The 25,395-nt window shown below is 70.6% G+C and carries 23 protein-coding genes; 7 read left to right on the forward strand and 16 right to left on the reverse strand.

The features are described 5' to 3' along the window. Window positions 1-115: 115 nt before the first annotated feature. The 7 genes from FJQ56_RS07205 to FJQ56_RS07235 form a co-directional block, all read right to left on the reverse strand. Window positions 116-1,867 (reverse strand): tetratricopeptide repeat protein, encoded by a 1,752-nt coding sequence (locus FJQ56_RS07205; RefSeq protein ID WP_170215304.1) that lies wholly within the window; start codon window positions 1,865-1,867, stop codon window positions 116-118. Continuing rightward, window positions 1,864-2,955: a protein kinase domain-containing protein gene (locus FJQ56_RS07210; protein ID WP_170215305.1), complete on the reverse strand. Its 1,092-nt coding sequence runs from the start codon at window positions 2,953-2,955 to the stop codon at window positions 1,864-1,866. Before FJQ56_RS07210 ends, FJQ56_RS07205 begins: the two co-directional genes overlap by 4 nt. Further along, window positions 2,952-3,257, reverse strand: coding sequence for a helix-turn-helix domain-containing protein (locus tag FJQ56_RS07215; protein ID WP_140008483.1), 306 nt, complete (start codon window positions 3,255-3,257; stop codon window positions 2,952-2,954). Before FJQ56_RS07215 ends, FJQ56_RS07210 begins: the two co-directional genes overlap by 4 nt. A gap of 526 nt (window positions 3,258-3,783) precedes the next feature. Next, window positions 3,784-4,515: a hypothetical protein gene (locus FJQ56_RS07220; RefSeq protein WP_140008485.1), complete on the reverse strand. Its 732-nt coding sequence runs from the start codon at window positions 4,513-4,515 to the stop codon at window positions 3,784-3,786. Between the two features lies 1 nt (window position 4,516). Beyond that, window positions 4,517-5,332, reverse strand: coding sequence for an ATP-binding cassette domain-containing protein (locus tag FJQ56_RS07225; RefSeq protein WP_140008487.1), 816 nt, complete (start codon window positions 5,330-5,332; stop codon window positions 4,517-4,519). Further along, window positions 5,329-5,667, reverse strand: coding sequence for a PadR family transcriptional regulator (locus FJQ56_RS07230; protein ID WP_211350776.1), 339 nt, complete (start codon window positions 5,665-5,667; stop codon window positions 5,329-5,331). Before FJQ56_RS07230 ends, FJQ56_RS07225 begins: the two co-directional genes overlap by 4 nt. 142 nt (window positions 5,668-5,809) lie before the next feature. Further along, window positions 5,810-6,316, reverse strand: a complete 507-nt coding sequence (locus FJQ56_RS07235; protein WP_140008489.1) for a hypothetical protein — start codon at window positions 6,314-6,316, stop codon at window positions 5,810-5,812. A 237-nt stretch (window positions 6,317-6,553) separates the two neighbouring features. Between FJQ56_RS07235 and FJQ56_RS07240 the strand changes: the two genes are divergently transcribed. Then, window positions 6,554-6,703, forward strand: a complete 150-nt coding sequence (locus FJQ56_RS07240) for a thiazolylpeptide-type bacteriocin (protein WP_140008491.1) — start codon at window positions 6,554-6,556, stop codon at window positions 6,701-6,703. Window positions 6,704-6,979: 276 nt separating this feature from the next. Here FJQ56_RS07240 and FJQ56_RS07245 read toward each other — a convergent pair whose 3' ends face one another. Next, the gene (locus FJQ56_RS07245; protein WP_211350777.1) at window positions 6,980-8,530 is read right to left on the reverse strand and encodes a SagB/ThcOx family dehydrogenase; all 1,551 of its coding nucleotides are present in this window, start codon (window positions 8,528-8,530) and stop codon (window positions 6,980-6,982) included. A gap of 177 nt (window positions 8,531-8,707) precedes the next feature. Here FJQ56_RS07245 and FJQ56_RS07250 point away from each other — a divergent pair, with 177 nt between their 5' ends. From FJQ56_RS07250 to FJQ56_RS07265, 4 genes are read left to right on the forward strand one after another with little or no spacing between them, the layout of a single operon-like run. Continuing rightward, the gene (locus tag FJQ56_RS07250) at window positions 8,708-10,276 is read left to right on the forward strand and encodes a multicopper oxidase family protein (protein ID WP_211350778.1); all 1,569 of its coding nucleotides are present in this window, start codon (window positions 8,708-8,710) and stop codon (window positions 10,274-10,276) included. Between the two features lie 4 nt (window positions 10,277-10,280). Beyond that, window positions 10,281-11,867 (forward strand): class I adenylate-forming enzyme family protein, encoded by a 1,587-nt coding sequence (locus tag FJQ56_RS07255; protein WP_140008493.1) that lies wholly within the window; start codon window positions 10,281-10,283, stop codon window positions 11,865-11,867. Then, window positions 11,864-12,682: a 2-amino-3,7-dideoxy-D-threo-hept-6-ulosonate synthase gene (locus FJQ56_RS07260; RefSeq protein WP_140008495.1), complete on the forward strand. Its 819-nt coding sequence runs from the start codon at window positions 11,864-11,866 to the stop codon at window positions 12,680-12,682. Before FJQ56_RS07255 ends, FJQ56_RS07260 begins: the two co-directional genes overlap by 4 nt. After that, entirely contained in the window at window positions 12,654-13,757 is a 1,104-nt protein-coding gene (locus FJQ56_RS07265) for a 3-dehydroquinate synthase II (RefSeq protein WP_140008497.1), read from the forward strand. Before FJQ56_RS07260 ends, FJQ56_RS07265 begins: the two co-directional genes overlap by 29 nt. Window positions 13,758-14,101: 344 nt before the next feature. Here FJQ56_RS07265 and FJQ56_RS07270 read toward each other — a convergent pair whose 3' ends face one another. The 3 genes from FJQ56_RS07270 to FJQ56_RS07280 all read right to left on the reverse strand — a co-directional run bounded on the left by FJQ56_RS07270 (window position 14,102) and on the right by FJQ56_RS07280 (window position 16,526). Continuing rightward, a complete protein-coding gene (locus FJQ56_RS07270; protein ID WP_140008499.1) occupies window positions 14,102-14,857 on the reverse strand; it encodes an ABC transporter permease in 756 nt (251 codons plus the stop codon). After that, window positions 14,854-15,870, reverse strand: a complete 1,017-nt coding sequence (locus FJQ56_RS07275) for an ATP-binding cassette domain-containing protein (protein WP_140008500.1) — start codon at window positions 15,868-15,870, stop codon at window positions 14,854-14,856. The genes FJQ56_RS07270 and FJQ56_RS07275 overlap by 4 nt, the downstream gene beginning before the upstream one ends. Window positions 15,871-16,214: 344 nt before the next feature. Then, complete coding sequence (locus FJQ56_RS07280) at window positions 16,215-16,526, reverse strand: hypothetical protein (RefSeq protein ID WP_140008502.1); 312 nt, start codon at window positions 16,524-16,526, stop codon at window positions 16,215-16,217. Window positions 16,527-16,617: 91 nt separating this feature from the next. Here FJQ56_RS07280 and FJQ56_RS07285 point away from each other — a divergent pair, with 91 nt between their 5' ends. Then, entirely contained in the window at window positions 16,618-17,691 is a 1,074-nt protein-coding gene (locus tag FJQ56_RS07285; RefSeq protein ID WP_140008504.1) for a hypothetical protein, read from the forward strand. 36 nt (window positions 17,692-17,727) lie between these two features. On the opposite strand, the gene FJQ56_RS07290 is transcribed toward FJQ56_RS07285, so the two are convergent. The 5 genes from FJQ56_RS07290 to FJQ56_RS07310 form a co-directional block, all read right to left on the reverse strand. After that, on the reverse strand, window positions 17,728-18,558 hold the full coding sequence (locus FJQ56_RS07290) for an alpha/beta hydrolase family protein (RefSeq protein WP_140008506.1): 831 nt from the start codon (window positions 18,556-18,558) through the stop codon (window positions 17,728-17,730). A 34-nt stretch (window positions 18,559-18,592) separates the two neighbouring features. Then, a complete protein-coding gene (locus FJQ56_RS07295; RefSeq protein WP_246084022.1) occupies window positions 18,593-19,159 on the reverse strand; it encodes a Uma2 family endonuclease in 567 nt (188 codons plus the stop codon). 131 nt (window positions 19,160-19,290) lie between these two features. After that, window positions 19,291-21,603, reverse strand: coding sequence for a phosphoribosylformylglycinamidine synthase subunit PurL (gene purL / locus FJQ56_RS07300; RefSeq protein WP_140008509.1), 2,313 nt, complete (start codon window positions 21,601-21,603; stop codon window positions 19,291-19,293). Between the two features lie 163 nt (window positions 21,604-21,766). Then, window positions 21,767-23,110: a C1 family peptidase gene (locus FJQ56_RS07305; RefSeq protein ID WP_246084023.1), complete on the reverse strand. Its 1,344-nt coding sequence runs from the start codon at window positions 23,108-23,110 to the stop codon at window positions 21,767-21,769. Between the two features lie 44 nt (window positions 23,111-23,154). Further along, window positions 23,155-23,709: a TetR/AcrR family transcriptional regulator gene (locus tag FJQ56_RS07310; protein WP_140008513.1), complete on the reverse strand. Its 555-nt coding sequence runs from the start codon at window positions 23,707-23,709 to the stop codon at window positions 23,155-23,157. Between the two features lie 148 nt (window positions 23,710-23,857). On the opposite strand from FJQ56_RS07310, the gene FJQ56_RS07315 reads away from it, so the two are divergent. Then, window positions 23,858-25,294 carry an MFS transporter gene (locus tag FJQ56_RS07315; RefSeq protein WP_140008515.1) on the forward strand — a complete coding sequence of 479 codons (1,437 nt, stop codon included), beginning with the start codon at window positions 23,858-23,860 and terminating at the stop codon, window positions 25,292-25,294. Window positions 25,295-25,395: the final 101 nt, after the last annotated feature.

Below are 25,395 nucleotides of genomic sequence, written 5' to 3' on the forward strand. Positions count from 1 at the left end.
CACTGCGAAAGGCGAAACTCGGAAAGCTGATTGGTCGGCGGCTCGTACTGGCTCAGTTGCGGGCAAGATCACCACCAGCAACAACCAACTCTTCTTCGCCATTCGATCCCAGACGTCAGAGCGACAATGGCCACGAGTAGCCGTTGTGCAGACACGCATTACGCAGGCGCAGGAAGTCAGGCCGGTCCTTCCAGTCGTCAGGCAACTCGACTGGCACGAGCGCAGTGGCCTCCAGGACCGCGCGACGGTCCCCGTCGTACAACCCCAGCTGGCGAACGATCAACGCTTGGTAGATAGCCATAAGACTGCGTGAGTCGAAGTCGACTCGCTCAGCCTCTGCCGCTGCTTCACGGTATAGCCGCATGCCCTTCTGGAGTTCGTCATGGGCCAGGCACGCCAGCCCCATCGTGGCCTTCACGACAAAGCCACTATTCATCCAGGGCTCAAGGATCTTCTTCGCCTCTAGCGGGTACCCAGCCATAGCGATCGCGTATGCAGCGTTGTTGGCCAACGACGCAGACGGCTCGATTGTCTCCAGCGCGAATCGAGCGACCTTCTCGGCCTCCTTCCAGCGCTGCAGACCGATTCCAAGAGCCAGCACCGCGGCGGAGGCCGCTGCCGGGTTGTCCTTCTCCAACTCAAACCAATCAAGCGCCGAACTGGCAGCACCCTCCGAGTCACCTTCGAGAACGGCAAGTTGATGACGAACGTATGCCCGGCGCTCTGGTGACAGCGCGGCATCGAGGTGTTCGAAGGCGCGTCGCAGTTCCGGCGCCTCCGAACGACGATGGACGACGTGGCAAAAGTTGAGAAGCACCGCGTCGTTGTCGGGAAAGCGCTTCATGAGGCTAGCGAGTTCCCGGCGCGCACTGTCACGGTCAATCTTTCCGAGGTCGTACCGCAACGTTTCGCGGTTGGCAGCAATCTCAGCCTCAAGCGTCGGGTTATTCTCAGACTTGGCCTCGGCCAGTGCATCGCCGAGTAGAGCAAGCGCCCTGGCCGGCTCCCCCGACATCAGCCGTACGCGCGCCTGGATCACTAGGGAGTGTGCGTCTGCAATGACGCCTGAGTGGTCGAGCCGTCGAATCTCGGATGCCGCTCGCGCAACATCCCCGACTTCGAGCAACATCTCCAGGTAGCCAAGAGAGAGGTCCTTTCTCCCAGGCGCTGTCCGTGAAGCGCGAAGCGCAGAAGCGATTGCCTTCTTCTTCGCCCCCATTGCGAACAGGGCGACGGCCAGGTTCATCGCAGCGTCGGCATCCTCGGGATACCCGAAGAGTGCGGAACGAAGGTGCCCCACCGCCTTCTGGTACTCCTCTCGGCTCACGAGTAGGAAGCCAATGAATGACTCGACCAGCGGTCCTTCTCGACCACTCAAGGAATCGAGAGCTTCTTCCGTACGGCCGAGCTCGTGGGCGACAGTTGCGAAAGTGATGGCGAGTGCTGTGGACTTCTCCATCGGGAGCAATGCGTCGTACGCGGACAGCGCATCGCCGTGCTGAGTAAGGATCTCGGCCGCAATCCGCACCGAGGTAGTGTCCGCAGCACTGGCAAGTGCGATGCTTGCACGAGCAGCGGAAACTGCGTTCGCGTCGTCACACAACGCGGCGTACGCCTGGGCAAGTCGCGCCCAGGTGTTGGCCGTCGGGCTCAACTCGACTCGGTGCAGAGCTCGATCCCGCATGTACTCGGCCTCGGCCGTGACGCGGTCTCCGATGGTGGTCTCGTCTAGCCGCGGAGACATCTTGCGCGACGAGGTGGCCATAGTCGGCGCCTTACTGCCTGGACGGACAGGATGTGCGCCCTCGCTGGTGAAGCGGTCTGCCGGGCGCAACTCGGCGTCCAGTAGACCAATGGCGACCATCATGCACTCCTGGTTACTTGCTTCGGGGAAGAATATCGACGACGGGGGCCGTCGCATTTCAGCATTCGGGTAAGGATGTCCGCACGTCTGAGCAGCCAGTTCAACTCGCTCGGTGATGCCTTCCTTCGGCCTGGAGCCGAACGGGGCTGCCTCAGCTCAGGAACGGGATCGCACAACTGGGTAACCAGTTCTGTTGCCGAATGTCGCAACGTGGATGGCAACTCATCGGTGAACTCCTCGATAGCGGCGCGGTACTTTGGCCGCAGGGTCGCCAAGTCACGCATTACGCCAGTCGCCAAGTCCTGCTCTCCCTGGACGAGCACCGCACGAACCGACCCCAAGGCGGCCCCTGTGATCGGATGCCCGGTGCCGAGCTCGAACAACAATGACCCAAGGCCGTAGAGGTCTGCGTTTTTGCAGTCTGCCTTCGTGTTGCCGCCCTGGGCTAGCAGATACTCCGGCGGAGCAAATGTAAGGTCTCCGCGACCTCGGAAATAGTCGGTAGGTGCAAAGCGCGGCGGCAGGATCAGGTCCTTCGCACGGCCGAGGTCACCGATCCTGGCCTCGGTCCTAGCGCCGCTGACCATCAGAAGACAGTTGCTGCTCTTAAGGTCTCTATGAGCAACATCTTTCACGTGCATCTGATGGACTCCTAGAACGACACTCCTCCAAATCGCAAGACGCTCGTGCCACGGGATTAGCGCAAGCACAGTGGAGTCCTCGATGAGTTCCTCGAGCGAGCCAGAGGCGAGGGACAGCACGTGAAAATCGATCTTCACCGGCACTGACGGCATGCCTTGACCGAATGCAAGAGGTACAATCTCTGCTCCGGTCTCGACCAAGCTGATGACACCCGAACATTTGTTAAGCTTTTTGAGGAGCTGGCCCTCGTAAACGAAGTCGACTACGTCTTCGCCACTGCTGAGGGGTAGCAGGATCTTCATAGCGAAGCGTCCGCCCGTCTGGAGGTGCGTCACCTCAAATACAAGGCTAAATGCGCCGTGCCCCAAGTAGTTGCCTATGACGTAATTGCCCAGGTTCCGCGACGGAAGTAGGTTCGCCCAAGGCGCGACATTATGCGGGAGCGTCACAATTCACCGTCGTCACTCGCGTATCTGGAGCGGAGCTCGTCGAGTTCGTCTGGGTGCTGCTGCAAGATGCGAACGATGTCCTCGGGAACCTCGCCCTGCGCCAGCGCGATAACCTCGGCAGGAACGCCGTAGTACGTTGCCAGTCGTTCAGGCATTCCATCGCCCAAGGCCCGTTGGCCTCGTTCGAGACGAGACAGTTGTGACGGCGCGACACCGATGTCGGCAGCCGCCGTTCGCAGCGACCGACCCTGATCGCGGCGGAGTGACCTCAGCAAGTTCGCTGCGCTGTCCGTCGACGTCATAGAGAGAGGTTACCTAGTGTTGCCAAATCTGGCAACACTACGCACCATCAAGTCTCGTCGCAGTGCTGGCCGTCGCCGCGTCTGCGGGATCTGCTGACGAAGATCGCCACCGGCGGGCGCGCCGGGCGGACGTCTTGATCACTATCTTGTTCACCTCAGGTGGACGGTCGCGGTGGCGAGGCAGCCCAGTCATCGAACTTGCCTCCGCAGCGTGGGATGGTCAGCCGCCTGTCTGTGGTGCGTCATTCCGCCGCCTATATCACGGGCAGCACGCCTGCACAGGCCAAAGATGGGGCGAGCAGGTTCACTGAGCGGGCCTCGCGCAGGTTTCGCCATCAGGTATGTAGAGAAGCCTGGCCCACCTACGTGTCTCCGCCGAGCGAGTGACCACCGGCCTTCGCTTCGCGCTTGGATAGCGGTGGTCTTGCTCAGTCAACGACACCTTCGTGCTCGGGATCAGCGGCCCGTCCGTCACGGAAGCCGTCACGTTGTCGACGGAGCGGAACACAGCGGGGCGACGAAACGACTACTCCACCCGACCGCGGTTGGTTGCTGTGTCCGTGGGTGACTGAGTGCGTTCTCGCAGGACTGCATGGGGCGGATGGACACGGAGACGGAATGCGGAGGCGCCCGTGATGATGGTGATGAGGACGGTGACGGTGGTGGCGCCGTGGGCGAGTCCAGCGATCAGCTTCCCCGAGTCGGCCGACCAGACCGCCCAGTCGGCAACTCCGCGCACGGACCACAGCGGCAAGAGGTGTGCGAGGAGTCGGTCGGGGTTGGTCATGAACTGCGTAGCCAAGAAGATCAGCAATGCCAGCGCACCCTCGAGTTCGCTGCGAAGCAGCAGCCCGACAGCCATCCCGAGCGGTGCGCCCACAACGACGGCGCACATCATCATCAGGGCCACGCCACCGGGCCGGGCGACCTCCTGATCAAGGAGGGCGAGAAGCAAGTATGCAAACGAGAGAACGAGACCGAAGAGCAGGACGGCGAGGAGCCTTCCAGCCAGGATCGCGCGCGCCGTGAATCCCGCGACGCGCAGGCGGCGGTCGAGCTTCAACGAGTTGACGGTGTTGAAGAGCGCGAGCGTGGCCACCGCCCACCCGACGCCGAGTGCGAGCACCACGATCGCCGAGGACGGGATGTCGCGGCGTGCGAGATAGAAGGCCAGTGGCAAGGCGATCAGCATGATGAGGGCGCCCCGGCGACGCAGCAGTTCCTGAATGCTGGCGCGGGCGATGGCGTTGGCTTGCATGTCACTCCTCGGGCGCATCGAGTTCGACGACCCGGTCGACCCGGTCCAGCTCGCCGAGCATGTGGGTGACGATCAGGACCGCGCTGCCGGTGTCACGCCAGCGATCGATCTGGGTCCAGAGATCGACGTATGCTCCGTGGTCGAATCCCTGATAGGGCTCGTCGAGCAACAGCAGCTTGGGCCGGCTCAGCTCTCCGAGCACGACGTTCAGCTTCTGGCGGGTGCCTCCGCTGAGCTGGCCAGCTGGCTGTCCCGCGGGCGGTCGCCAGCCCAGCGCGGTAGCGAGTCGAGCCCCGGTTGCGACGCCACGACCACGGGAGTCCGCACGGGCGGCGGCGAAGAGCGCGAAGTGCTCCGCAGGTGTGAGGTAGTCGGCGGTACCACCCGTCTGAGGCACGTACCCCACGTGTGCGACACGCTCGACGATCCCGCTGGTCGGCTTGGTCGTCCCTGCGCAGATCTGCAGGAGGGTGGACTTCCCACATCCATTGGCTCCCACGACCGCGACCAACTCTCCTTCGCCGACCTCGAGCGACACGTTGCGCAGCACGTGTCTGCGGCCGTAGCGCTTGGAGACGTTGGTGAGACGTAGGGCAGCTGGCGGTGCGTCAGTCACTGGGAGCGGTGTGGCGGCCGGGATCCGCAACGCCCTGGCCACCAGGTCGGCATACCTGGTGGCCGGACCGAACATTCGCTGGGGGGCGAGTCCGTGGTCGGCGGCCTGTTCGAGGGCCTCGCTCACGAGCTGTTCTGCACGAACCAGGTCGACACCCCGTTCAGAGAGTGCGTGCCTGAAGTTGGCGGACCAGCCGCTCATGTCAGCGTCCTGGTACCGAGCACGGCGTGAATGGATCGGCTGAACTCCCGCCACTCGTCTCGCCGACCATCGAGAGCACGGCGCCCCTCATCGGTCAGCTCGAAGTACTTCCGAGGCGGCCCGCTCGTGGACGGCTCACGATTCGAGCGAACCAGGCCCGTCGTCTCGAGGCGAAGCAGTGCCGGGTAGAGGGTTCCGCCGGGAACGACTCCCAGCCCGTTCTCAGCCAGCCTGCTGGTGAGCCCGAGGCCATAGTCGCGCTGCTCGCCGAGCAGCCCAAGCAGGCAGAGCTCGAGCAGGCCGTGCAGCCATGGACGGGACGTATCGTCACTCACAGTATTCAGACTATCTGGTTACCAGACCATCTAACAACCTCCACTCAAGAGCGTGTCGGAGACAGGCAACCCACGCACGGTCCCGCCATTGCGAGAGGTCACGCCCACTCGAGCGCCTGGAACTGCCGCGTCGAGGGTGCGGTCAGAAGCGTCCACCCCGCCCGTTGCATCCGCCAGACCGCCGTGTCCCGCACCTGGGCCGCACAGATCCCTGGGTGTCGGGCCCAGCGACGGAGAAGGGGTCGTAGTCGTCGTGCGTCCTGGCAGTGTGCAGGCAGAAGACGTAGACGTCTGCGTGGTACTGCCGCTCCGACGACCGTGCGTTCGTTGCCGCGTCCCAGCCATAGGCGGGTGCGACACGGAAGGTCGGGGTGCTGAGCTTCTTCTGGGCCCAGGACTGGAGGAAACCGGAGGACTTCACCTCGATCGTCGTACCGTCCGGTGCGGTGACGTCCCACGGGTCCCACTCCACTCGGGCGCCCCGCGATTCGACCGCGCGCGCGACGAGGAACTCCGCGAGATAGCCCCGCACGTTGTTGGTGCGGAGGTCGCTCATCGCATACCTCCAGAAGTCGAGGATCGAGGCATCGAGGCCGTCGAACGACTCGGTGCCGGACAGCCCGGCGGCAGCAGGTGGGTCGAAGGTCATGCGCCGATGACATCAGGCCGACTCGGTCGGCGTCGTCCTCCTGCAGAGCCGGATCGTGGCTAGCCAAGCGAACGGTCGAGGCAGGTCCCCCATGACCGGTGTCATGCCCGGCATGACCGACCGCCCCGACGTCGTACGCAACCCTTCCTGCGCGGAGCCGGACCTGACGGAATGGGTCATGGCCGCACCCGGCGGCCAGCTCACGGGCCATGTGGCCCACGACGAGAGGTAAACACCATGAAGAACGCCAACGCCTTCGCTGCCTTCGACATCGCCGAGCTGGAGGTCCTCGAGACCGCCCAGGGCATGGCGCTCCCCGAGATGGGCGCGTCGTCCGGCTCCATCGGCACGTCGAGCTCGTCCAGCTCCACCTGCTCGGCCTGCTGATCGGGTCCCTCCCGGAACCCTGTCAGCCGACGGCTGCGGATGTCGGCCCCATGATGCGTGTGGGGCACCCCGCGACCGACGTCTGAAAAACCGATGTGCCCGCCCCGTTCGGCCGAACGGGACGGGCACATCGTCATGCGTGGATCACGGTGGAGCTGGTGTCTGCCCGACGATGCGTGCCGGGCAGACCAGCAACGGTACCCCCACCACGACGTACGGCGCAGCCGAAGGGCGCACGGGGTCCCCCCGTGCGCCCTCCAGCTGTCGGGGGTGGCGTCAGCCGGTCGGCGTCCAGGCGCCGTCGTTGAGCAGCGACCAGCCCGGCGCGAGGCCGGCGTCACCGGACACCGCGGCCGCGTCGACGCTCGGCCGCGAGCCGAGGATGAAGTCGCCCACGGACGACTCGCGCAGGTAGTCCAGGCCGAAGGCCCGGGCCGCGAGGTCGGCGTCGCCGTTGCCCAGGGCGCAGGGGGCCAGGCCCATCGCGGTCGCGACGAGGTACATCGTCTGGTAGGCCACGCCCGTGTGACGCAGCGTGGTCGCGTAGGCGATGCTGCGGTACTTCCACGACACCCGCGCGAACCGCGCGGTCATCGTCACCAGCACGTCGGGCCGGGCCTCGAGACCCGTCGCCGCCGAGGCGACGTTGAGCATCAGCTCGGCGTCGCGGCCGAGGTCGCCGACGTGGACGAGGGCGTGGTCGACCGGGTCGTAGTAGTAGCGCCCCGGCTCCAGGCCGGCGCAGCGTCGTACGGTCAGGAACAGCTCGAGCTCGTAGGAGCCACCACCGCTCGGGTAGGGCCGCGAGACGCGCTCCTCCTCGGTCGGGTCGCTCGGCGCGTACGCCGCCCGGACGCGCGCGGTCCGGTAGAGGAACTCCCCCAGCTGCACCACGGTCATCGGCTCGTCGCCGTAGTCGCGGATCGAGCGCCGCGCCTCCAGCACCTCGGTGAGGGTGGGGTCGGCGGCCGAGGTGGCGGCGAGGTCCGGTCGCGTCAGCGGCACCCGCGCACCCTGCGGCACCGGACGGCGGGCGGGCAGCGGGTCGATCTCGCCGACATAGGGGTACGCCGCCCCGTGGACGGCGTCGAAGCGGCCCGAGCGCACCCGCGAGTGCATGAGCAGGTCGTGGAAGTCCCACTGGCGCAACGTCGGATCGGTCGCCGACGCGAACACCCCGTCGACATCCGCGCGCTCGACGACACCCGCTCCGACGAGATGAGCGAGCACCGCTCTCTCAACGCGATCGGTGCTCTCGTCGTCGATCAGCTCCGCGACCGGACGGGCCCGCCCCAGCAGCGGCACCAGCCGCGCGAGCACCCCGTCGCCGACCAGGAACCGGGTGGTGCCGAGCGGCGACTCCAGCACGAGGTCGTCGCCGTCGGTGCGCAGCAGCGCGAAGCGGCTCAGCCGTACGACGTCACCCGCGGCGACCGGGACCGGCGCGGGCCACGGGCCGCGGGCCGTCTGCTCGGCCGCCAGGACGACCTGCGCCGCACCGTCCGACCACCGTCGCGCGACGCGGTGGCCGAGCCGGTCGAGCACCAGCTCCAGCGCGGTCCGCCCCTGGGGGCCGATCTCCTCCTCGACCACCTCGAGGTCGAGCGGACCCGCGAGCATCCGCTCCAGCAGGTCCACCAGCGGCGCCGGCAGGGGTCGCAGCACGGTGGCCGACCCGGTGCCGGTCTCGTCGCCCACGGCGATCCCGTCGGCCAGCCGCCGTACGACGGTGCCCCGCCTCCACGCCGGCCCCGGCCGCAACACGGTCACGGAAGCGGTCACGGGCGCCGGGAACGGCGGGGCGAGGGTCACGGGCGCGCTCGGCATACGGCGACGCTGACACCCGCTCGGCCCGGCCGGGCCCACCCGACCCACCGCCATGACTTCGGTCATGGGTTGCGTGACCGCCGACCCCGCGGCGCTCGCCCACACCCCGTACGACAAAGGGGCTGCCTAGCGTCACGGACATCGCCCGATCCGTCACCCGAGCCGCAGGAGATCACGATGTCGAGCAAGGTCCGCGAAGTCGTCTCCCGCCGTCGGGCGCTCCAGTCCGGCGCCGCCCTCGTCGGCGTCGCCGCGACCCCGGTCGTGCTGAGCCGGATCGGCGGGGCCGGTCCGGCCAACGCCGCCGGTCCGCACGACCACGCCGCCATGACGGCCATGACCGCTGACGCGGGCTCGCACGACCACGCCGCCATGACCGCCGACGCCGTCGGCCCACCCCACCCGGCCGTCGCCGCAGCGGCGGCCGCCAAGTTCACCCGCGCGCTGCCGATCCTCGGAACCCAGAAGCCGCTCGCTCGGACGTCGACGACCGACGTCTACGCCAGCCGGATCGTCGACACCACCGCCGAGATCCTGCCTGGGGTGCGCAGCACGGTGCGCACCTACGACGGCAGCTTCTCCGGCACGGTCGTCCGGGCCACCCGCGGCCGTCGGGTCCTCATGGTGCAGACGAACAAGACCTCGGACCCGTCCTCGGTGCACCTGCACGGCGGCGTGACGCCGCAGCGCTGGGACGGCGGCGGGATGGCCGTCATCGCCCCCGGCAAGTCCAAGGAGTACGTCTACGCCAACACCCAGCCCGGCGCGACGCTCTGGCAGCACGACCACGTGCACCACGCGCACGCCGAGAACGTCTTCCGCGGCCTGGCCCGCCCCTACCTGTTGCACGACCCGGCCCAGGACGCCCTCAACCTCCCCTCCGGCGAGTACGACGTGCCGCTCGTGCTGCGCGACGCCCGCTTCGACAGCGACGGGCAGCTCGCCTACGTGATGGACGACGCCGAGGGCCGCTCGACGATCCTGGTCAACGGCGTGCCGTGGCCGGTCATGAAGGTCAAGGCGCGCAGGTACCGCCTGCGCTTCATCAACGCCGCCAACCTGCGCTTCTTCGTGATGGCGCTGTCCACCGGTACGCCGTTCACCCAGATCGGCGGGGACGGCGGCCTGCTCCCCGCGCCGTGGCAGGCGCCGGTCATCGCGATCTCGCCCGGCGAGCGCGCCGAGGTCGTCGTCGACTTCTCGGCGTACCCGAAGGGCACCGTGCTCACCCTCGACAACTACATCGGGCCTGGCCCGATGGAGGACGTCGGCAAGGTGATGGCCTTCGAGGTCGGCGACCCGGCGCCCGACACCAGCACCGTGCCCGCGAGCCTCGCGCCCCTGCCGGCCCTGAAGCCGGCCGCCGTACGACGCCGCTTCGAGCTGGCGATGGACGAGCCGGGCAGCGGCGGCATGGCGGCCACCATCAACGGCCTCGCCTTCGACCACGACCGGATCGACACCACCGTGCCGTGGGGCAGCACCGAGGAGTGGACGGTCGTCAACACCAACGCGACGCTGCCGCACAACTTCCACACCCACCTGGTGCCGTTCCGGGTGCTCAGCCGTGACGGGAAGCCGGTCGGCCTCGACGAGAGCGGCCTCAAGGACACCGTGCAGATCTTCCCCGGTCAGACGGTCGTGCTGCGGCTGACCTTCGACAGCCACCGCGGCGTCTACCCCTACCACTGCCACATGCTCGACCACTCGGACATGGGCATGATGGCGCAGATGAAGGTCGTGTGACCCCGTGACCACCGCCCTCCTCACCACGCCGGCCGAGCCCCAGGTCGCCCCTGGAGCCGCCCCGGGGATCGACCTGGCCACCGGGTACATCGCCCGCCTGCTCGCCGTCTGGGACGCCGACCCCGACCGCGACGTCGTCCTCACCGACGCGCTCGTCCTCACCGCCGGCGACCTGGCGCGGCGTACCCGCGCGCTCGCCGTCCGGCTGGGCGCCGCCGGCGTCGGACCGGGCACGACGGTCGCGCTGCTCACCGTCCCCAACGACCCCGCCATGCTCACCGCACGCTGGGCCGCGCACCGCTGCGGCGCCACCGTCGTGCACGTGCGATCGATGAACCCACGCACCGACGAGGTCGAGCTGCCGCTCGACGCGCAGGCCGACGTGCTGCGCACCACCCGTCCGCTCGTGCTGCTCACCGACGACGCCACGTCGGACCGGGCCCGGCGGCTGGTCGGCCTGGTCCCCGGCACCGAGGTCGTCGCGCTCGACGACACCGACACCCACACGGACACCCACACCGACGCCGTCCTGCCGACGCACGTCGACCCGGCCTCGCTCGCCCTGGTCGACTTCACCAGCGGCACGGTCAACGCTCCCAAGCTGGTCGCCCAGTCGTGGGCGTCGCGCGAGCGCCTCGTCGCCCGCCTGACCGGCGCCACCGACCCCGCGGGACCGACCCGCTTCCTCAGCGTCACGCCGATCAGCCACACCACCGCGCCGATGATCGACGCCGCCCTCCTCGGCGGCGGGTCCGTCGTGCTGCACCCGGGCTTCGACGTCGACGCCGTGCTCGGCGCCGTCACCGACCGGGCCGTCACCGACGTCTACCTCGCCGTCCCGCACCTGCTCGCGCTCCTCGACGACGGCCGGTTGCCGACCACCGACCTGACCGGCCTGCGCCGCGTCGTCTACAGCGGTACGCCGTCCGCGGCGTGGCGGGTCCGCCAGGCCGTGGCCGCGTTCGGCGGCTCGCTGGTGCAGGTCTACGGCGCCACCGAGACCGGGGGCATCAGCGCCCTCACCGCCGAGGACCACCTCGAGCCCGAGCTGCACGGCACCGTCGGGCGCCCGTTCCCCTGGGTCGAGGTCGAGATCCGCAACGACGACATCGTCGTGCCCGCCGGAGGGACCGGCGAGATCCACGTGCGCTCCGAGACCGTGATGACCGGCTACCTCGGCGCCGACGACCCCCACGACGCGGTGGCCGACGGCTGGGTCGCCACCGGCGACCTCGGTCGCTGGGACCGCCACGGCTACCTCGAGCTGCTCGGCCGGGTCGGCGGCGTCATCAAGACCGGCGGCCTGAAGATCTACCCCGCCGCGGTCGAGGCCGCCCTCACCCAGCACCCCGCCGTCCGGCAGGCCGTCGTCGAGGGGCGCCGCTCGTGCGACGAGCGCGAACACGTCCACGCCACGATCTCCTGCGCGCCCGGCAGCTGCACGCCCGCGGAGCTGCACGACCACGTGGCCGTGCTGCTCTCGGAGTCGCACGCGCCGACCGAGTTCACCTTCTGGTCCGGCATCCCGCTGACCGATCGCGGCAAGCCCGACTACCAGGCGATGCGCGCCGCGGACGGCGGGCTCCGATGAGCGGCCGCGCGCTCCGCCTCCAACGGCTGCACCGGCACGGCCAGCGCCTGCTGGTCGCCCCGCTCGACCACCCGCTCGCCATCGGTCCCCTGCTCCCCCGCGCCGCCGGCCTCGACGACCTCGTCGGCAGCCTCGCCCGCGGTGGCGCCGACGCCGTGGTGCTCCACAAGGGCGCCGTACGCCGTGTGGCACCGCACCGCTGGGCCGACCTGTCGCTCGTCGTCCACCTCAACGCCAGCACCCCGATCGGCGGCGAGCCCGACGAGAAGTACCTCGTCTGCTCCGTCGAGGAGGCCCTGCGCGCCGGGGCCGACATGGTCAGCGTGCACGTCAACCTCGGCGCCCGTACCGAGGCCCGCCAGCTCCAGGACCTCGCCGATGTCGCCGCCGACTGCGACCACTGGGGCGTGCCGCTGCTGGCGATGGCCTACCCGCGCGGCCCCTCCGTGGTCGACCCCTACGACCCGGCGCTCGTGCAGCACGCCGTGACGGCGGCGGCCGAGCTGGGCGCGGACCTCGTCAAGACCGTCCAGGTCGCCGACCCCGCCGACATGCGCGCCATCACCGCGTCGTGCCCGGTCCCGGTGCTCGTGGCCGGCGGCGCTCCCCGCGAGCGCGACGGCGACCTGCTGCGTGACGTCGAGGCCGCGCTGTCCGGTGGCGTCGGCGGGCTCGCCCTCGGCCGCTGCCTGTTCCAGGCCGACGACCCCACCCAGATCACGCGCGCCGTCGCGCGTCTCGTGCACCGGCCCAGCCCGTGGGCCGTGACTCCCCAGGAGGTAGACCATGACCGTCCCCAAGCTGTGCTGGCTTGACCTGCGTCAGGCCGACGACGTCGGCGCGGTCGTCGAGGAGGCCCTGCACCAGGGCATCGACGCCGTCCTGACCGACGACCCGCGCGTGCTCGACGGCCTGCCGCCGTCGGTACGCCGGGTGCTGGTCCTGCCGGCCGTCGACACCGACACCGACCTGGGGGTCGCCGACGTCGTCGTGCTACCCGACGGCGTCGACCCCACCGTCCTGCGCGACCTGCACCCGCAGGTGCAGGTCGGCCGCTGGGTGGAGATCACCGACGCCGACAGCCTCGAGGTCGCCTGCCAGGCGGCGCGGCAGGAGGACTGGAGCGTGCTGCACTTCCACGACCCGACCAAGATCCCGCTCGAGATCGTGATCGCGGCCGCCTCCGGCTCGACCGGCTCCATCATCACCACCGCCGCGGACCCCGAGGAGGCCGAGATCGTGTACGGCGTCCTCGAGCTCGGCTCGGACGGCGTCCTGATGGCCGCGCGCAAGGTCGGTGACGCCACGGCCCTGCGCCGGGCCGCCGAGGGGGTCAACGGCGAGGTCGCCCTCGTCGAGCTGACCGTCACCGCCACCTCGCACGTCGGCATGGGCGAGCGTGCGTGCGTCGACACCTGCACCTACTTCGACAAGGACGAGGGCATCCTGGTCGGCTCGACGTCGAAGGGCATGGTGCTCTGCGTCAGCGAGACGCACCCGCTGCCCTACATGCCGACGCGGCCGTTCCGGGTCAACGCCGGCGCGATCCACTCCTACACGCTCGCCGCCGACGGCCGTACCAGCTATCTCAGCGAGCTGCGCGCCGGCAGCCGGATCACCGCCGTCGCCGCCGACGGCCGCACCCGCCTGGTCACGGTCGGCCGGGTCAAGATCGAGACCCGTCCGCTGATCAGCGTCGACGCCGTCGCCCCCAACGGCCAGACCGTCAACCTGATCCTCCAGGACGACTGGCACGTGCGGGTCCTCGGCCCGGGCGCCGTCGTGCTCAACAGCACCGAGCTGCGCCCCGGCGACACCATGCTCGGCCACCTCCCCGTCGCCGACCGCCACGTCGGCTACCCGATCGACGAGTTCTGCCGCGAGCAGTAGCCCTCCCCCGCCTCCTCGATGCCGAGCCGCCCACCGGGTGGCTCGGCATCGTCGTGCGGCCACGACGCAGCCACGTCGGCTGAGGTGCGAGCGAAGCGACCGCCACGTCGGCTGAGGTGCGAGCGAAGCGAGCCTCGAAGCCACGTGCCAGTCCGACGACCGACGGCCGAGGGCTGGGCGGATCGGCTACGGGGGCTTCGAGGCTCGTCGCCAGGGCTCCTCGCACCTCAGCCGACGTGAGGTCGGCCTCGAGCTCCTGGCAGCTCAGCCGGCGTGAGGTGGGCCGACGTCAGGACCCCCGCACCCAACGGGTGCGGGGGTCCTGACGTCGTACGGCGAGGGGCTCAGGCCTGCTCGCGGCGGAAGGCCGCGGTGCCCCACCAGAGCGCCAGGACGCAGAGGCCGGCGGCCCAGCCGGTGCCGGCGGCCAGGGTCGAGGCGGAGACGTCGCCGGAGAACGAGCCCCGGACGGCGTCCACGACGTAGCGGATCGGCATCAGGTCGCTGGCCGTCTGCAGCCAGGCCGAGCCGATGCTCATCGGGAGCAGGATCCCCGACAGCAGCAGCACGGGCATCATGACCGTGTTGATCACCGGGGCGAGGAGGTCCTCACGGCTGGTTCCCATGGCGAGGGCGTTGGACCCGGCGGCGCAGGCGGTGCCGATCAGCAGGGTCAGGACGACGCCCGTGGCCACGCCCGTGACCGGTGCCCGCAGACCCATCGCCCACCCGAGCAGCACCAGGATCATCACCTGGGCGAACAGCTGGGTGATGTCGCGGCCCAGCCGGCCGACGAGGAGCGCGGTGCGGTTGGCCGGCGTGACCCGCTCGGACTCGAGGACGCCCTCGCGCTTCTCGCCGATCAGCGCGAAGCCGGCGAACAGGGCACCGAACGTGCCGAGCTGCACGAGCAGGCCGGGCACGAAGAACACGTAGGCGTTGTCGTAGCCGATCCCCGTGGCGATCGGCCCGAGGAGCGGCGCGAACAGCACCAGGTAGAGGACCGGCTGCAGCATCCCGACGACCACCCAGATCGGGCTGCGCAGGCTCATCCGCATCTGGCGGCGCCACACGACGAAGCACTGGCGCAGGAACGTCATGACGACACCCCGACCGGCTCCGGCTCGACGGCGAGCGGCTGGGCGCCGTCCTCGCGCAGCGAACGCCCGGTGAGGCTGAGGAACACGTCCTCCAGCGTCGGGCGGCGCACCTCGAGCGAGGCGAGCACGATGCCGTGGTCCTGCAGGGCCCGGGTGATCCCCGGGATCTCGGTGGCCGCTCGGGGGATCCGACGGCGCACCCGGGCGCCGTCGACCTCGACGGTCGCGCCGTGCAGGGGGCCGGCGGCGGCGAGCACGGCAGCGGCGCGGTCGGCGTCGCGCGGGTCGAGCACGCCGACGTCGACGAGGTCACCTGCGACCGACGCCTTCAGCGCGTCGGGGGTGTCGTCGGCGATGACGTGTCCGGCGTCGACGACGACGATCCGGTCGCACAGGGCGTCGGCCTCGTCGAGGTAGTGCGTCGTGAGCAGCACGGTGGTCTCGTGCTCGGCGCGCAGCCGGCGCACGTGCTGCCAGAGGTTGGCCCGCGACTGCGGGTCGAGGCCGCTGGTCGGCTCGTCGAGGAGCACCAGGTCGGGCCGGTGGATCAACCCCATGGCCAGGTCGAGGCGCCGGCGCTGTCCGCCGGACATCTCGCGCGGCGTCCGATCCCACAGGCCCTCGATGTCGAGCTCGGCGAAGAGTCGTCGCGCACGCGGCTCGACGTCGCGGCTGCGGCCGCCGTACAGCAGTCCGCGGTCGACGACCTCGTGGCCGGCCCGCGCCATGCTCGACACCCCGCCGGACTGCGAGACGTAGCCGATGCGCCGACGGATCTGCGCCGGCTCGCGGACGACGTCGTGGCCGGCGACGACCGCCGTCCCGCCGGTGGGACGCAGGCTCGTGGTGAGCATGCGCATGGTGGTGGTCTTGCCGGCCCCGTTGGGGCCGAGGAGGCCGACGATCTCTCCGGGACGGACGTCGAGGTCGACGCCGTCGACCGCGCGGACCTCCCGGCGATTGCGGCCGCGGCCGGACCGGTAGAGGTGGGCGAGCCCGCGCGTGTGGATCATCGTCGGCCCGTCGCCCTCACCAGCAACCGATGCAGGGGACGTGGATGACCGGCACGGCCGACTCGTTCCCCTGCTCGTTGCTCACGGAGCCGTCCGCCGTCGCCGTCGCCGTCGAACCTGTCAACAGCGTCATTCCCAGCACGATCGTGGAGACGATGAGTCGCATCTGCCTCACCCAGCCTTTCTTCCCTCAGTGGAGCGGTCCCGAGTGGCCGCCGTCCTCACCTTCGTCCGCCCCCTGGGTGGTGTCACCACTCGGCGCGGCGTCACTAGGTGCCATGACCTCTACTGCCCGCTCGCCGGGCGACCATCGGGCCGCCGTCGGGCCGCGATCTGGGCGCGCATCACCAGACGGGCTGGGGGTCCCCCGGCAGGCGCGGTGAGTGACAGGCCCAGCAGCCCTCGACCCGGTGCTCGGCCGCGAGATCGGCGATGAGGTGGTCGACGCAGGAGCGCAACGCCGTACGCGGCCGGTCCACGCCCTGGTGCAGGACGACGGCGACCTCGACCAGCCGTGGCCGCGTCGTCATCACCGTGGCGTGCCCGACCACGTCGGGGAAGCGCTCGGGCAACAGGGCGACGGCCAGTGCCGCCACCTGGGCACCGTCGGTCGACTCGCGGTCGGTGGCGTGCAGTCCCACCAGGAGCATGGACATGCTGCCTCCTTTCTGTAGGGCTGCGCTGGTGTTCGTATGCTGGCGGTGCCGCGCAGGTTCGTACACCTCTCGGGAGGGGCAACAGCAGGTCATGGCAGGTACCGCACCCGGCTTCGACCCAGCCGTCCGAGCAGAGCTCGCCACCCAGATCAGCGGTCTGGGCATCACCCCCGACACCGTCCGGGTCTACCTCTTCCTCCTCTCCGAGGACGACTGGTCGATCGAGCGCATCACCGCCGACCTCGGCGAGTCCGAGGACGTCGCGCGGTCCGCGCTCGACGAGCTCGTCCGGCACGGCCTGATCGTCCGCGCCGACTGCGGCGACGTGCTCCACGCCGTACGCCCCAAGGTGGCGCTGGGTCGGCTGCTCGCCCAGGAGAGCACCCGGGTGCGCGAGGCCGAGCTGGGCCTGGCCGAGGCCCGGCGCGCCGCTGACACGCTCACCGAGCTCACCGGCGACCTGGTCACGCTCGACCCCAGCAGCCTCGAGGTGATCGCCGGCCGGTTCGCGGTGACCGACCGGGTCGCCGAGCTGATGCAGTCGGCGCAGACCGAGGTGCTCACGATGCTGACGCGCCGGCCCGGCCCGGGTGCCATCGAGCACGCCCGGTCCAACGACGCCGAGCTCCTCGAGCGGGGCGTGCCCTGCCGGGTCCTCGTCCTGGAGGGGCAGCTGCGCGGCTCCCCCGAGCTCGCCCAGCACCTGCGACACCTCCACAGCCTGGGGGCCGAGGTCCGGGTGGCGGCCTACCTGCCGAGCCGGATGATCGTCGTCGACGGTCGCGCCGCGGTGATCCCGCACAGCTTCGACGCCCCCAGCGACGGCGCGGTCCTCGTCACCCACCCCGTGGTCGTCTCGCTGCTGGCCCACGTCTTCGAGCGGATCTGGGAGGGCAGCCGGCTCCTGGTGGGCGGCTCCGTCGACGACGCCGACGGCTGGACCCCCTCACCGCTCGACCGCGAGGTCATCCGGCTGCTCGCCGAGGGCCACAAGGACGAGTCCGTCGCCCGCAAGGTCGGCATGTCGCTGCGTTCGATCCGTCGCCTCATCGCCCACCTGTCCCAGGAGCTGGGTGCCGAGAGCCGCTTCGCCCTCGGCGTCCGCTGCGCCGAGCAGGGCTGGGCGCGCGACGCGACCCTGCCGGCGACCGACGGGGCCGGCTGACCGTCGCTCCGGGCCCGGGCGCCCCGGCGCCCGCGATCAGGCCGGGGCGATCCCGTCGAGGATCGCGAGGGTGCGCGTCCAGGCGTCGGACGACACGTCGATGACCGTGAAGTGGTCGCCGTCGACCTCGACCACCTCGGCCGTCGCACCCGCGGCGGTCGCCCGCTCGACGTAGTCGACGGACTGGGTGAGCGGCACGATCGTGTCGTCGCCGCCGTGCACGCACCACAGGGGTACGTCGAGGGGCAGCTGCTGCGCGGGGTCGTAGCGCTCGTCGGCGACGGTCGGCTGGTGGCCCAGCAGCATCCGGGCGGCCCCGCCGCCGAGCCCCTCCTCCTCGGAGGCCACCAGGTCGAGCACGCCGGCCTGGCTGACGACGTGGGTGACCTTGACCGTGTCGGGCCAGTCGTAGCGGCCGCGCGCGGCGGCCCAGGTCGCGAGGTGGCCGCCGGCGCTGTGGCCCAGGGTCACCACCGTCGAGGTGTCGACGCCGAGGTCGGCGACCTTCTCGATGCCGGCGGCGACGTCGTCGAAGGTCTCCGGAGCACCGCCGCCGTTGCCGACGCGGCGGTACTCGAGGTTCCACGCCGCCCAGCCCTCCTCGGCGAGCGACGCGGCCAGCGGCTGGCCGAGGTCGGCGGCGTACTCGGCCCGCCAGAAGCCGCCGTGGATCACCACGACCAGGCCGCGGGGCTCGCCCTCGGGCAGGAACAGCTCGCCGTACTGGCTGGGGTCCTCGCCGTAGGTCACGCGTCGTCGCTCGGCCTTGGACACGTCGGGTTTCTCCTCGCCACAGGCGGTCAGGGACAGGCCGGCGACCCCGAGCACCCCGAGAGCGGGGAGGCGAAGCAGGGTCCGGCGGTGCATGCCTCGATCCTCCCACCCGGGTGGAGCGGCCCGGTCAGCGCTCGACCAGGCGCTGCGGCACGACCTCGATCGGGAACGGCCGATCGAGCACCAGCCGCGCCTCACCGTGCACCTCGGCCACGGTCTCGTAGTCCGCGAGCTCGCCGTGGCCGACCAGCCGCCACGCGGTGACGGAGGGCTCGTCGACGTCGACCACCCAGTAGTGCGCACACCCGGCACGACGCAGCCGGTCCTTCTTGACCAACAGGTCGAAGGCACGGGTGCTGGGCGAGAGCACCTCGATCGCGAGGAGCGGCGCGGTCGGGAGCCATCGATCGGTGAGGTCGGCGTCTCGCGCCACGATCAGGTCGGGCACCAGCACCGTGTCGTCCGCGAGGCGCACGTCGTAGGGCGCGAAGAGCACCTCGTGGTCGGCGGGGCACGCCGCGGCGAGGAGCAGGTAGAGCTGGGCCACGGCTCGCTGGTGCAGCCGCCGCGGTGACGGGCTCACGAGGAGCACGCCGTCGATGAGCTCGTAGCGGCGCCCGTCATCGGGATAGTCCGCAAGGTCCTCCACGACCAACGGCCGCCCGACGGGCAGCAGCAGGGCGTCGGTGGTCATGACCGTCATCGTACGTCTCCTCCCGGGGCATGACCCCAGCCCAGCAGGCCCCGCCGACCCTCGGGAGCGGGCGACGTACGGCCTGTGGAGAGCTGCCTCGACGACCGCCCTGTGGACGACTCGTGGTCGGGTCAGGCCATGGCCGCCGGCAGCGTCGCCATCCAGGTGGAGCGCAGCTCGAGCAGGTTGACGTCGAACAGCGCCTCGTCACCGGCCGTCACCGCGAGCACGTCGCCGCCGGTGCGGCCGATCTCGGCGACCGGGACGCCGTGACGTCCGGCGAGCTCGGCGATGCGCGCCACGTCGCCCTCGGCGACGGTGACCAGCACCCGGCCGGCCGACTCGGCGAACAGCGCGACGAACGGGTCGGCGTGCACGTCGTCGAGGGACACCGTGACGCCGCTGAGGTGGCGCAGCGAGGCCTCGACCAGCGCCTGGGCCAGGCCCCCGTCGGACAGGTCGTGGGCCGAGGTCAGCAGGCCGACCCCCTCGTGGAGCAGCTCGGCCAGGCGCCGCTCGCCGGCCAGGTCGACCACGGGCGGGAGCCCGCCGACGTGACCGTGCACGACGTGCGCCCACTCCGAGCCGCTGAGCTCCTCGCGGGTCTCGCCGAGCAGCAGGACGCGGTCGCCGACCTGGTCGCCCTCGACGGACGCCCAGGCGGACGGCGTACGGCGGGTGACGTCGTCGACCACGCCGAGGACGGCCACGACCGGGGTGGGCAGGATCGCCGTCTCGCCGGTCTGGTTGTAGAGCGAGACGTTGCCGCCGGTGACGGGGATGCCGAGCTCGAGGCAGGCGTCCTTGAGGCCGCGGCAGGCCTCGGCGAACTGCCACATGACGCCGGGGTCCTCGGGCGAGCCGAAGTTGAGGCAGTCGGAGACGGCCTGCGGGACCGCGCCGCCGGTGGCGACGTTGCGGTAGGACTCGGCGAGCGCGAGCTGGGCGCCGACGTAGGGGTCGAGCAGGGCGAAGCGGCCGTTGCAGTCGGTCGAGATCGCGACGCCGAGGTTGGTCGTCTCGTCGACGCGGATCATCCCGCTGTCGCTGGGCTGGGCCAGGACGGTGTTGCCACGCACGTAGCGGTCGTACTGGTCGGTGATCCACGACTTGTCGCACAGGTTGGGGCTCGCGGCCAGGCGCAGCAGGGTCTCGCGCAGCTCGGACCCGGTCGTCGGTCGTGGCAGCGACTCGGCGCCGTCGGCCTGCAGCGCGTCCTGGCTGTCGGGTCGGGCGTAGGGCCGGTGGTAGGTGGGCCCGTCGTGGGCGACCGACCGCGGGGGTACGTCGACGACCCGCTCGCCGTGCCAGTCGATCTCGAGGCGGCCGGTGTCGGTGACCTCGCCGACCACCACGGCCTCGACGTCCCACTTGGCGCAGATGCCGAGGAACGTCGCGACGTCGTCGGGCTCGACGACCGCCATCATCCGCTCCTGCGACTCGCTCATCAGGATCATCTCGGGGGCCAGGGTCGAGTCGCGAAGCGGGACGCGGTCGAGCTCGACGTGCATGCCCCCGTCGCCCGCCGAGGCCAGCTCGGACGTCGCGCAGGACAGCCCGGCGCCGCCGAGGTCCTGGATGCCGGCGACGACGCCGGCGGCGAAGAGCTCGAGGGTGCACTCGATGAGCAGCTTCTCCATGAAGGGGTCTCCCACCTGGACGGCCGGGCGCTTGGCGGGACCGTCGGCGTCGAACGTCTCGGAGGCGAGCACGGACACCCCGCCGATGCCGTCGCCACCGGTGCGGGCGCCGTACAGGATCACCTGGTTGCCGGTGCCGGAGGCGTTGGCGAGGTGGAGGTCCTCGTGGCGCAGCACGCCGACGCAGAGCGCGTTGACGAGCGGGTTGCCGAGGTAGGTGTCGTCGAAGACGGCCTCGCCGCCGATGTTGGGCAGGCCGAGGCAGTTGCCGTAGCCGCCGACGCCGGCGACGATGCCGGGCAGCACGCGCTGGGTGTCGGGGGCGTCGAGCGGGCCGAAGCGCAGCGGGTCCATCACCGCGACCGGCCGCGCGCCCATGGCGAGGATGTCGCGGACGATGCCGCCGACGCCGGTCGCGGCGCCCTGGTAGGGCTCGACGTAGGACGGGTGGTTGTGCGACTCGACCTTGAAGGTCACCGCGTAGCCCTGGCCGATGTCGATGACCCCGGCGTTCTCACCGATGCCGGCGAGGGTCTTGCCGATCGGGGTCGCCTGCGGGATCTCGGAGAACTGCTTGAGGTGCACCTTGGTCGACTTGTAGGAGCAGTGCTCGCTCCACATCACCGAGTACATCGCCAGCTCCGACGACGTGGGCCGCCGGCCGAGGATCTCGCGGATCGACTGGTACTCGTCGGCCTTCAGGCCGAGGTCGGCCCAGGGCTGCTCACGGCCGGGGTCGGTCGCGGCCACGGCCACGGTGTCGAGGTTGGTCGAGCTGGACGTCGGAGCAGCGGGCTCGGTCACGGGTGAAATCTACCGGGCTGGGGCGGCGCGGAGGCGGGCGGGCGCACCTCGTGGGAGATTCACCACCTAGGTGGTGAAACTCCCACTTCTACGACGAAGTTTCGTAAGAGACGTGGGAGTTTCACCACTGACGTGGTGAAACTCCCACCGGGGTGGGCCACCCTCAGACGTCGCGGGCGAGGGCACCCATGGGGTCCCAGGCCGGCAGCACGATGGGCTCGGAGTCGAGCGCGGCGCGCAGGTCGGGCGGCAGCGCGTCGCGGCGTACGGCGGTCTCGAAGACGTACTCGTCGAACCAGCCGTCGGTCATCGTCCAGAAGCCCTTGTCGCCCTTCTCGTCGCCCCACGAGTTCTCGACGCGCCAGCGCCGGGCGCGGCCGTCGACGACGTCGACCCCGGTGAGCAGCATCGCGTGGGTCATCGCGGTCGCGCCGTGGAGCAGCCGGTCGGCCTTGTCGAGGTCGGTGCGGGTGCCGTAGACGCCGTCGTAGTCGAAGAGCTCGGCGTCCCAGGAGCCGGAGTCGCCGTGGTGCATCTGGTCGACGTCGCAGCCGAACCAGACCGGCTCGCCACCGACGATGGCCTCCTGGGCCCAGGTCTTGATCTGCGCGACGTCGACGTTGAGGTAGACGACCGGAGGCGCCCCGACGACGTTGCCGAGGTGCTCGACGGTGAAGGTGCGTCCGACCGGGCTGCTGGGGCGCGGGTCGTGGACCACGCACACGTAGTCGTCGAGCGGCAGGTCGACCCACCGGGCGGCGAACTCCTGCGGGGTCGTCTCGGGCTCACGGTGGAAGACGTCGTCCTTGTCGGTCCACTGCCAGGTGAAGCGCTCCGGGGGCGTCCCGAGGTGGAGCGAGAGCATGCGGTGCACGACGTCGACGGTCTCGGTCTTGCGCTGGCGCAGCTGCTCGAGGTCGTCGCCGGCCGCCGCCGCGGCCCGGAGGTCGCGGGCCGCCTGGCGCAGCACCGCCGCCAGCCGCAGGTTGAGCTGGTGGGTCGCCCCGGACGAGGCCGTCTCGGGCATGACCGACTGCGGCACCAGGCCGTGCTTGCGGACCAGGGCCACGAACATGTTCCACTGCCCGCCGTCCTCGGTCGGGCTGGCCATCAGGTGGGCGACGGTGCGGTCGTCGACGTCGCGGTCGGCGAGGGTGATGACCGCCTCGAGCCAGTGGTTGGCCTTCTCGAGCTTGTCCCAGAACAGCAGGTGGTTCTGCGAGAACTCGAAGTCCTTGAGCCCCATCTGCCTGGCCGCCCCGGGGCGCACGAGGTTGAGCCCGGCGAAGAGCCAGCAGCGCCCGCTGCGCTTCTGGTTGGTCACCGACCACGCGTCGAGCCGGTGCGACATCGACCGGTCGACGGCCAGGGCACGACGCCGGTCGAGCGCCACGGTGTCGACGAGGTGGGCGGTGAGCGCGTTCTGCCAGAGCTGGTGCTGGGGGTCGGCACCCCGCTCCTTGGCCAGCGTCTCGAGCAGGTCGGGTCCGAGCTCTCCTGGGTTCACGCCGACGACGGTACGCCGGGGCCGTGAACGACCGGGGCACAGCATCAGGACCGCGCGAGCATCCCGTCGGCGACGACCTCGAGGAGCGGGCGTACGGCGTCGTCGTCGAGCCCCGAGGAGTCGGCGACGGACGCGACCCCGCCGACGAGGCGGCAGACCTGGACCGCGTCGACGCCCGGACGCAGGGCGCCGCGCTCGCCGAGGGCGTCCATGACGCGGCCGGCGGCACCGGAGAGCACCTGGCACTTGCTGCGGATGGGCGACTCGGGGTTGCCCATCGCGGTGGTGATCTTGGCCGGGCCGCCCTTGTGGAGGCTGATCAGCTCGACGTAGGTCTCGAACCAGCGCAGCAGGAGGTCACGGTCGGAGCCCTCGTAGGCGAGCACCTTGTCGGTCGACTCGGTGACCCGGTCGACCCAGACCTGCATGATCGCGTCGATCAGGTCGTCGCGGGTCGGGAAGTGGCGGTAGAGGGTGCCGGCGCCGACCTCGGCGCGCTTGGCGATCAGGTCGAGGGAGGCCTCGTAGCCCTGCTCGCGGAAGACCTCGCGCGCGACCTCGACGATGCGGTCACGGTTGCGCTGGGCGTCGGCGCGCACGGCGGGCTTCCCTTCTGGTCACGATTCGCACTTGCTAAACGGAGACCGTCTCCGTATCGTTCTTCTCGAACCGGAGAACGTCTCCACTATACGTCCACGTCGGCGGTCTCGCCAGAACGGACCAGATCCACTCATGTCTCAGCAGACGATGTCCTCTGCCCCCTCGGGCAGCACCACGCTCCCGGACGAGCTGCCCCCCAACGCGACCAAGGCCGCCGCCGGCATCGCCCTCGTCCTGGTCGCCCAGCTCATGCTCATCCTCGACGCGACCGTCGTGAACGTCGCGCTCCCCCACATCCAGGACGACCTCACCTTCGGCCCCGCCGGCCTCTCCTGGGTCCTCAACGCCTACACGCTCGCCTTCGGCGGACTGCTCCTGCTCGGCGGCCGGCTCGGTGACGTCTTCGGCCGCCGCCGGATGTTCGAGGCGGGCCTCGCCCTGTTCACCCTGGCCTCGCTCGTCGGTGGTCTCGCCCAGACCCCCGGCATGCTCGTCGCGGCCCGCGCCGCCCAGGGGGTCGGCGCCGCCCTCGCCGCGCCCGGCGTGCTCGCCCTGCTCACCACCAGCGCACCCGACGACGCCGCGCGCAACCGCGCGCTCGCGCTCTTCGGCGCCGTCTCCTCCGGTGGCATGTCGATCGGCCTGCTGCTCGGCGGCGCCCTGACCGACCTCGGGTCGTGGCGCTGGACGATGTTCATCAACATCCCGATCGGCCTGGTCGTCCTGGCCCTGACCCGGCGCTACCTCGACGAGACCGTACGACGCCCCGGACGCTTCGACGTCGTGGGTGCGATCGCCGCGACCGGCGGCGCCGTGTCGATCGTGTGGGCGCTGATCCAGGCCCCCGAGCACGGCTGGACCTCGGCCCGCGTCATCGGCGGCCTCGTCCTCGGCGCCGCACTCATCGCCCTGCTGGCCCGCACCGAGCTGCGGGTCGCCCACCCGATGCTGCGTCCCGAGCTGCTGCGCGACAAGCGCCGCGTCGGCGGCCTGGCCGTGATCGCCCTCGTGGTCGGCGGCCAGCTCTCGATGTTCTTCCTCGCCGTCCAGTTCATCGAGGACGAGCTCGGCTTCGGCCCGATGGAGTCCGGGCTCGCGTTCCTGCCCCTGACCCTCGGCATCTTCGGGATGTCGCGGATCACCCCGCGACTGCTGGCCCACTTCGGCCCGAGCCCGATGATCATGGCCGGCGCCGTCGGCCTGGCCGTCAGCTTCGCCTGGCTCAGCACGCTGTCGGCCTCCGACAGCTACCTGTCGGGGCTGTTCGGCCCGATGCTGCTCAACGGACTGTCGGCCGGCCTGGCGTTCATGCCGATCACCTCGATCGTGCTCACGGGCGTCGAGCCCGAGCACGCCGGCTCGGCCTCGGGCTTGCTGCAGACCTTCCAGCAGCTCGGCGGTGCGATCGGGCTGTCCGTCATCGTGTCGGTCTACGCCGTGGGTGCCGAGCCCGGCCAGTTCCTGCCCGGGGCCCAGGCCGCGTTCCTCACCTCGGCGTCGTTCGCGGCGCTCGCCCTGCTCGTCGGCACCGCGCTGCACGTGCACGCCCGGCGCACCCGCGTGCAGGTGGCACTCGCGGCCTGACCACCCTGACCGCCTAACCGGCGGACACCTCAGCGCGGGCGGGAGTCCTCCGACTCCCGCCCGCGCGGCGTACCCGGGGTCGTCCGGGGCCCGGAACGTAT

The organism is Nocardioides plantarum, assembly GCF_006346395.1.
Lineage (GTDB): Bacteria > Actinomycetota > Actinomycetes > Propionibacteriales > Nocardioidaceae > Nocardioides > Nocardioides plantarum.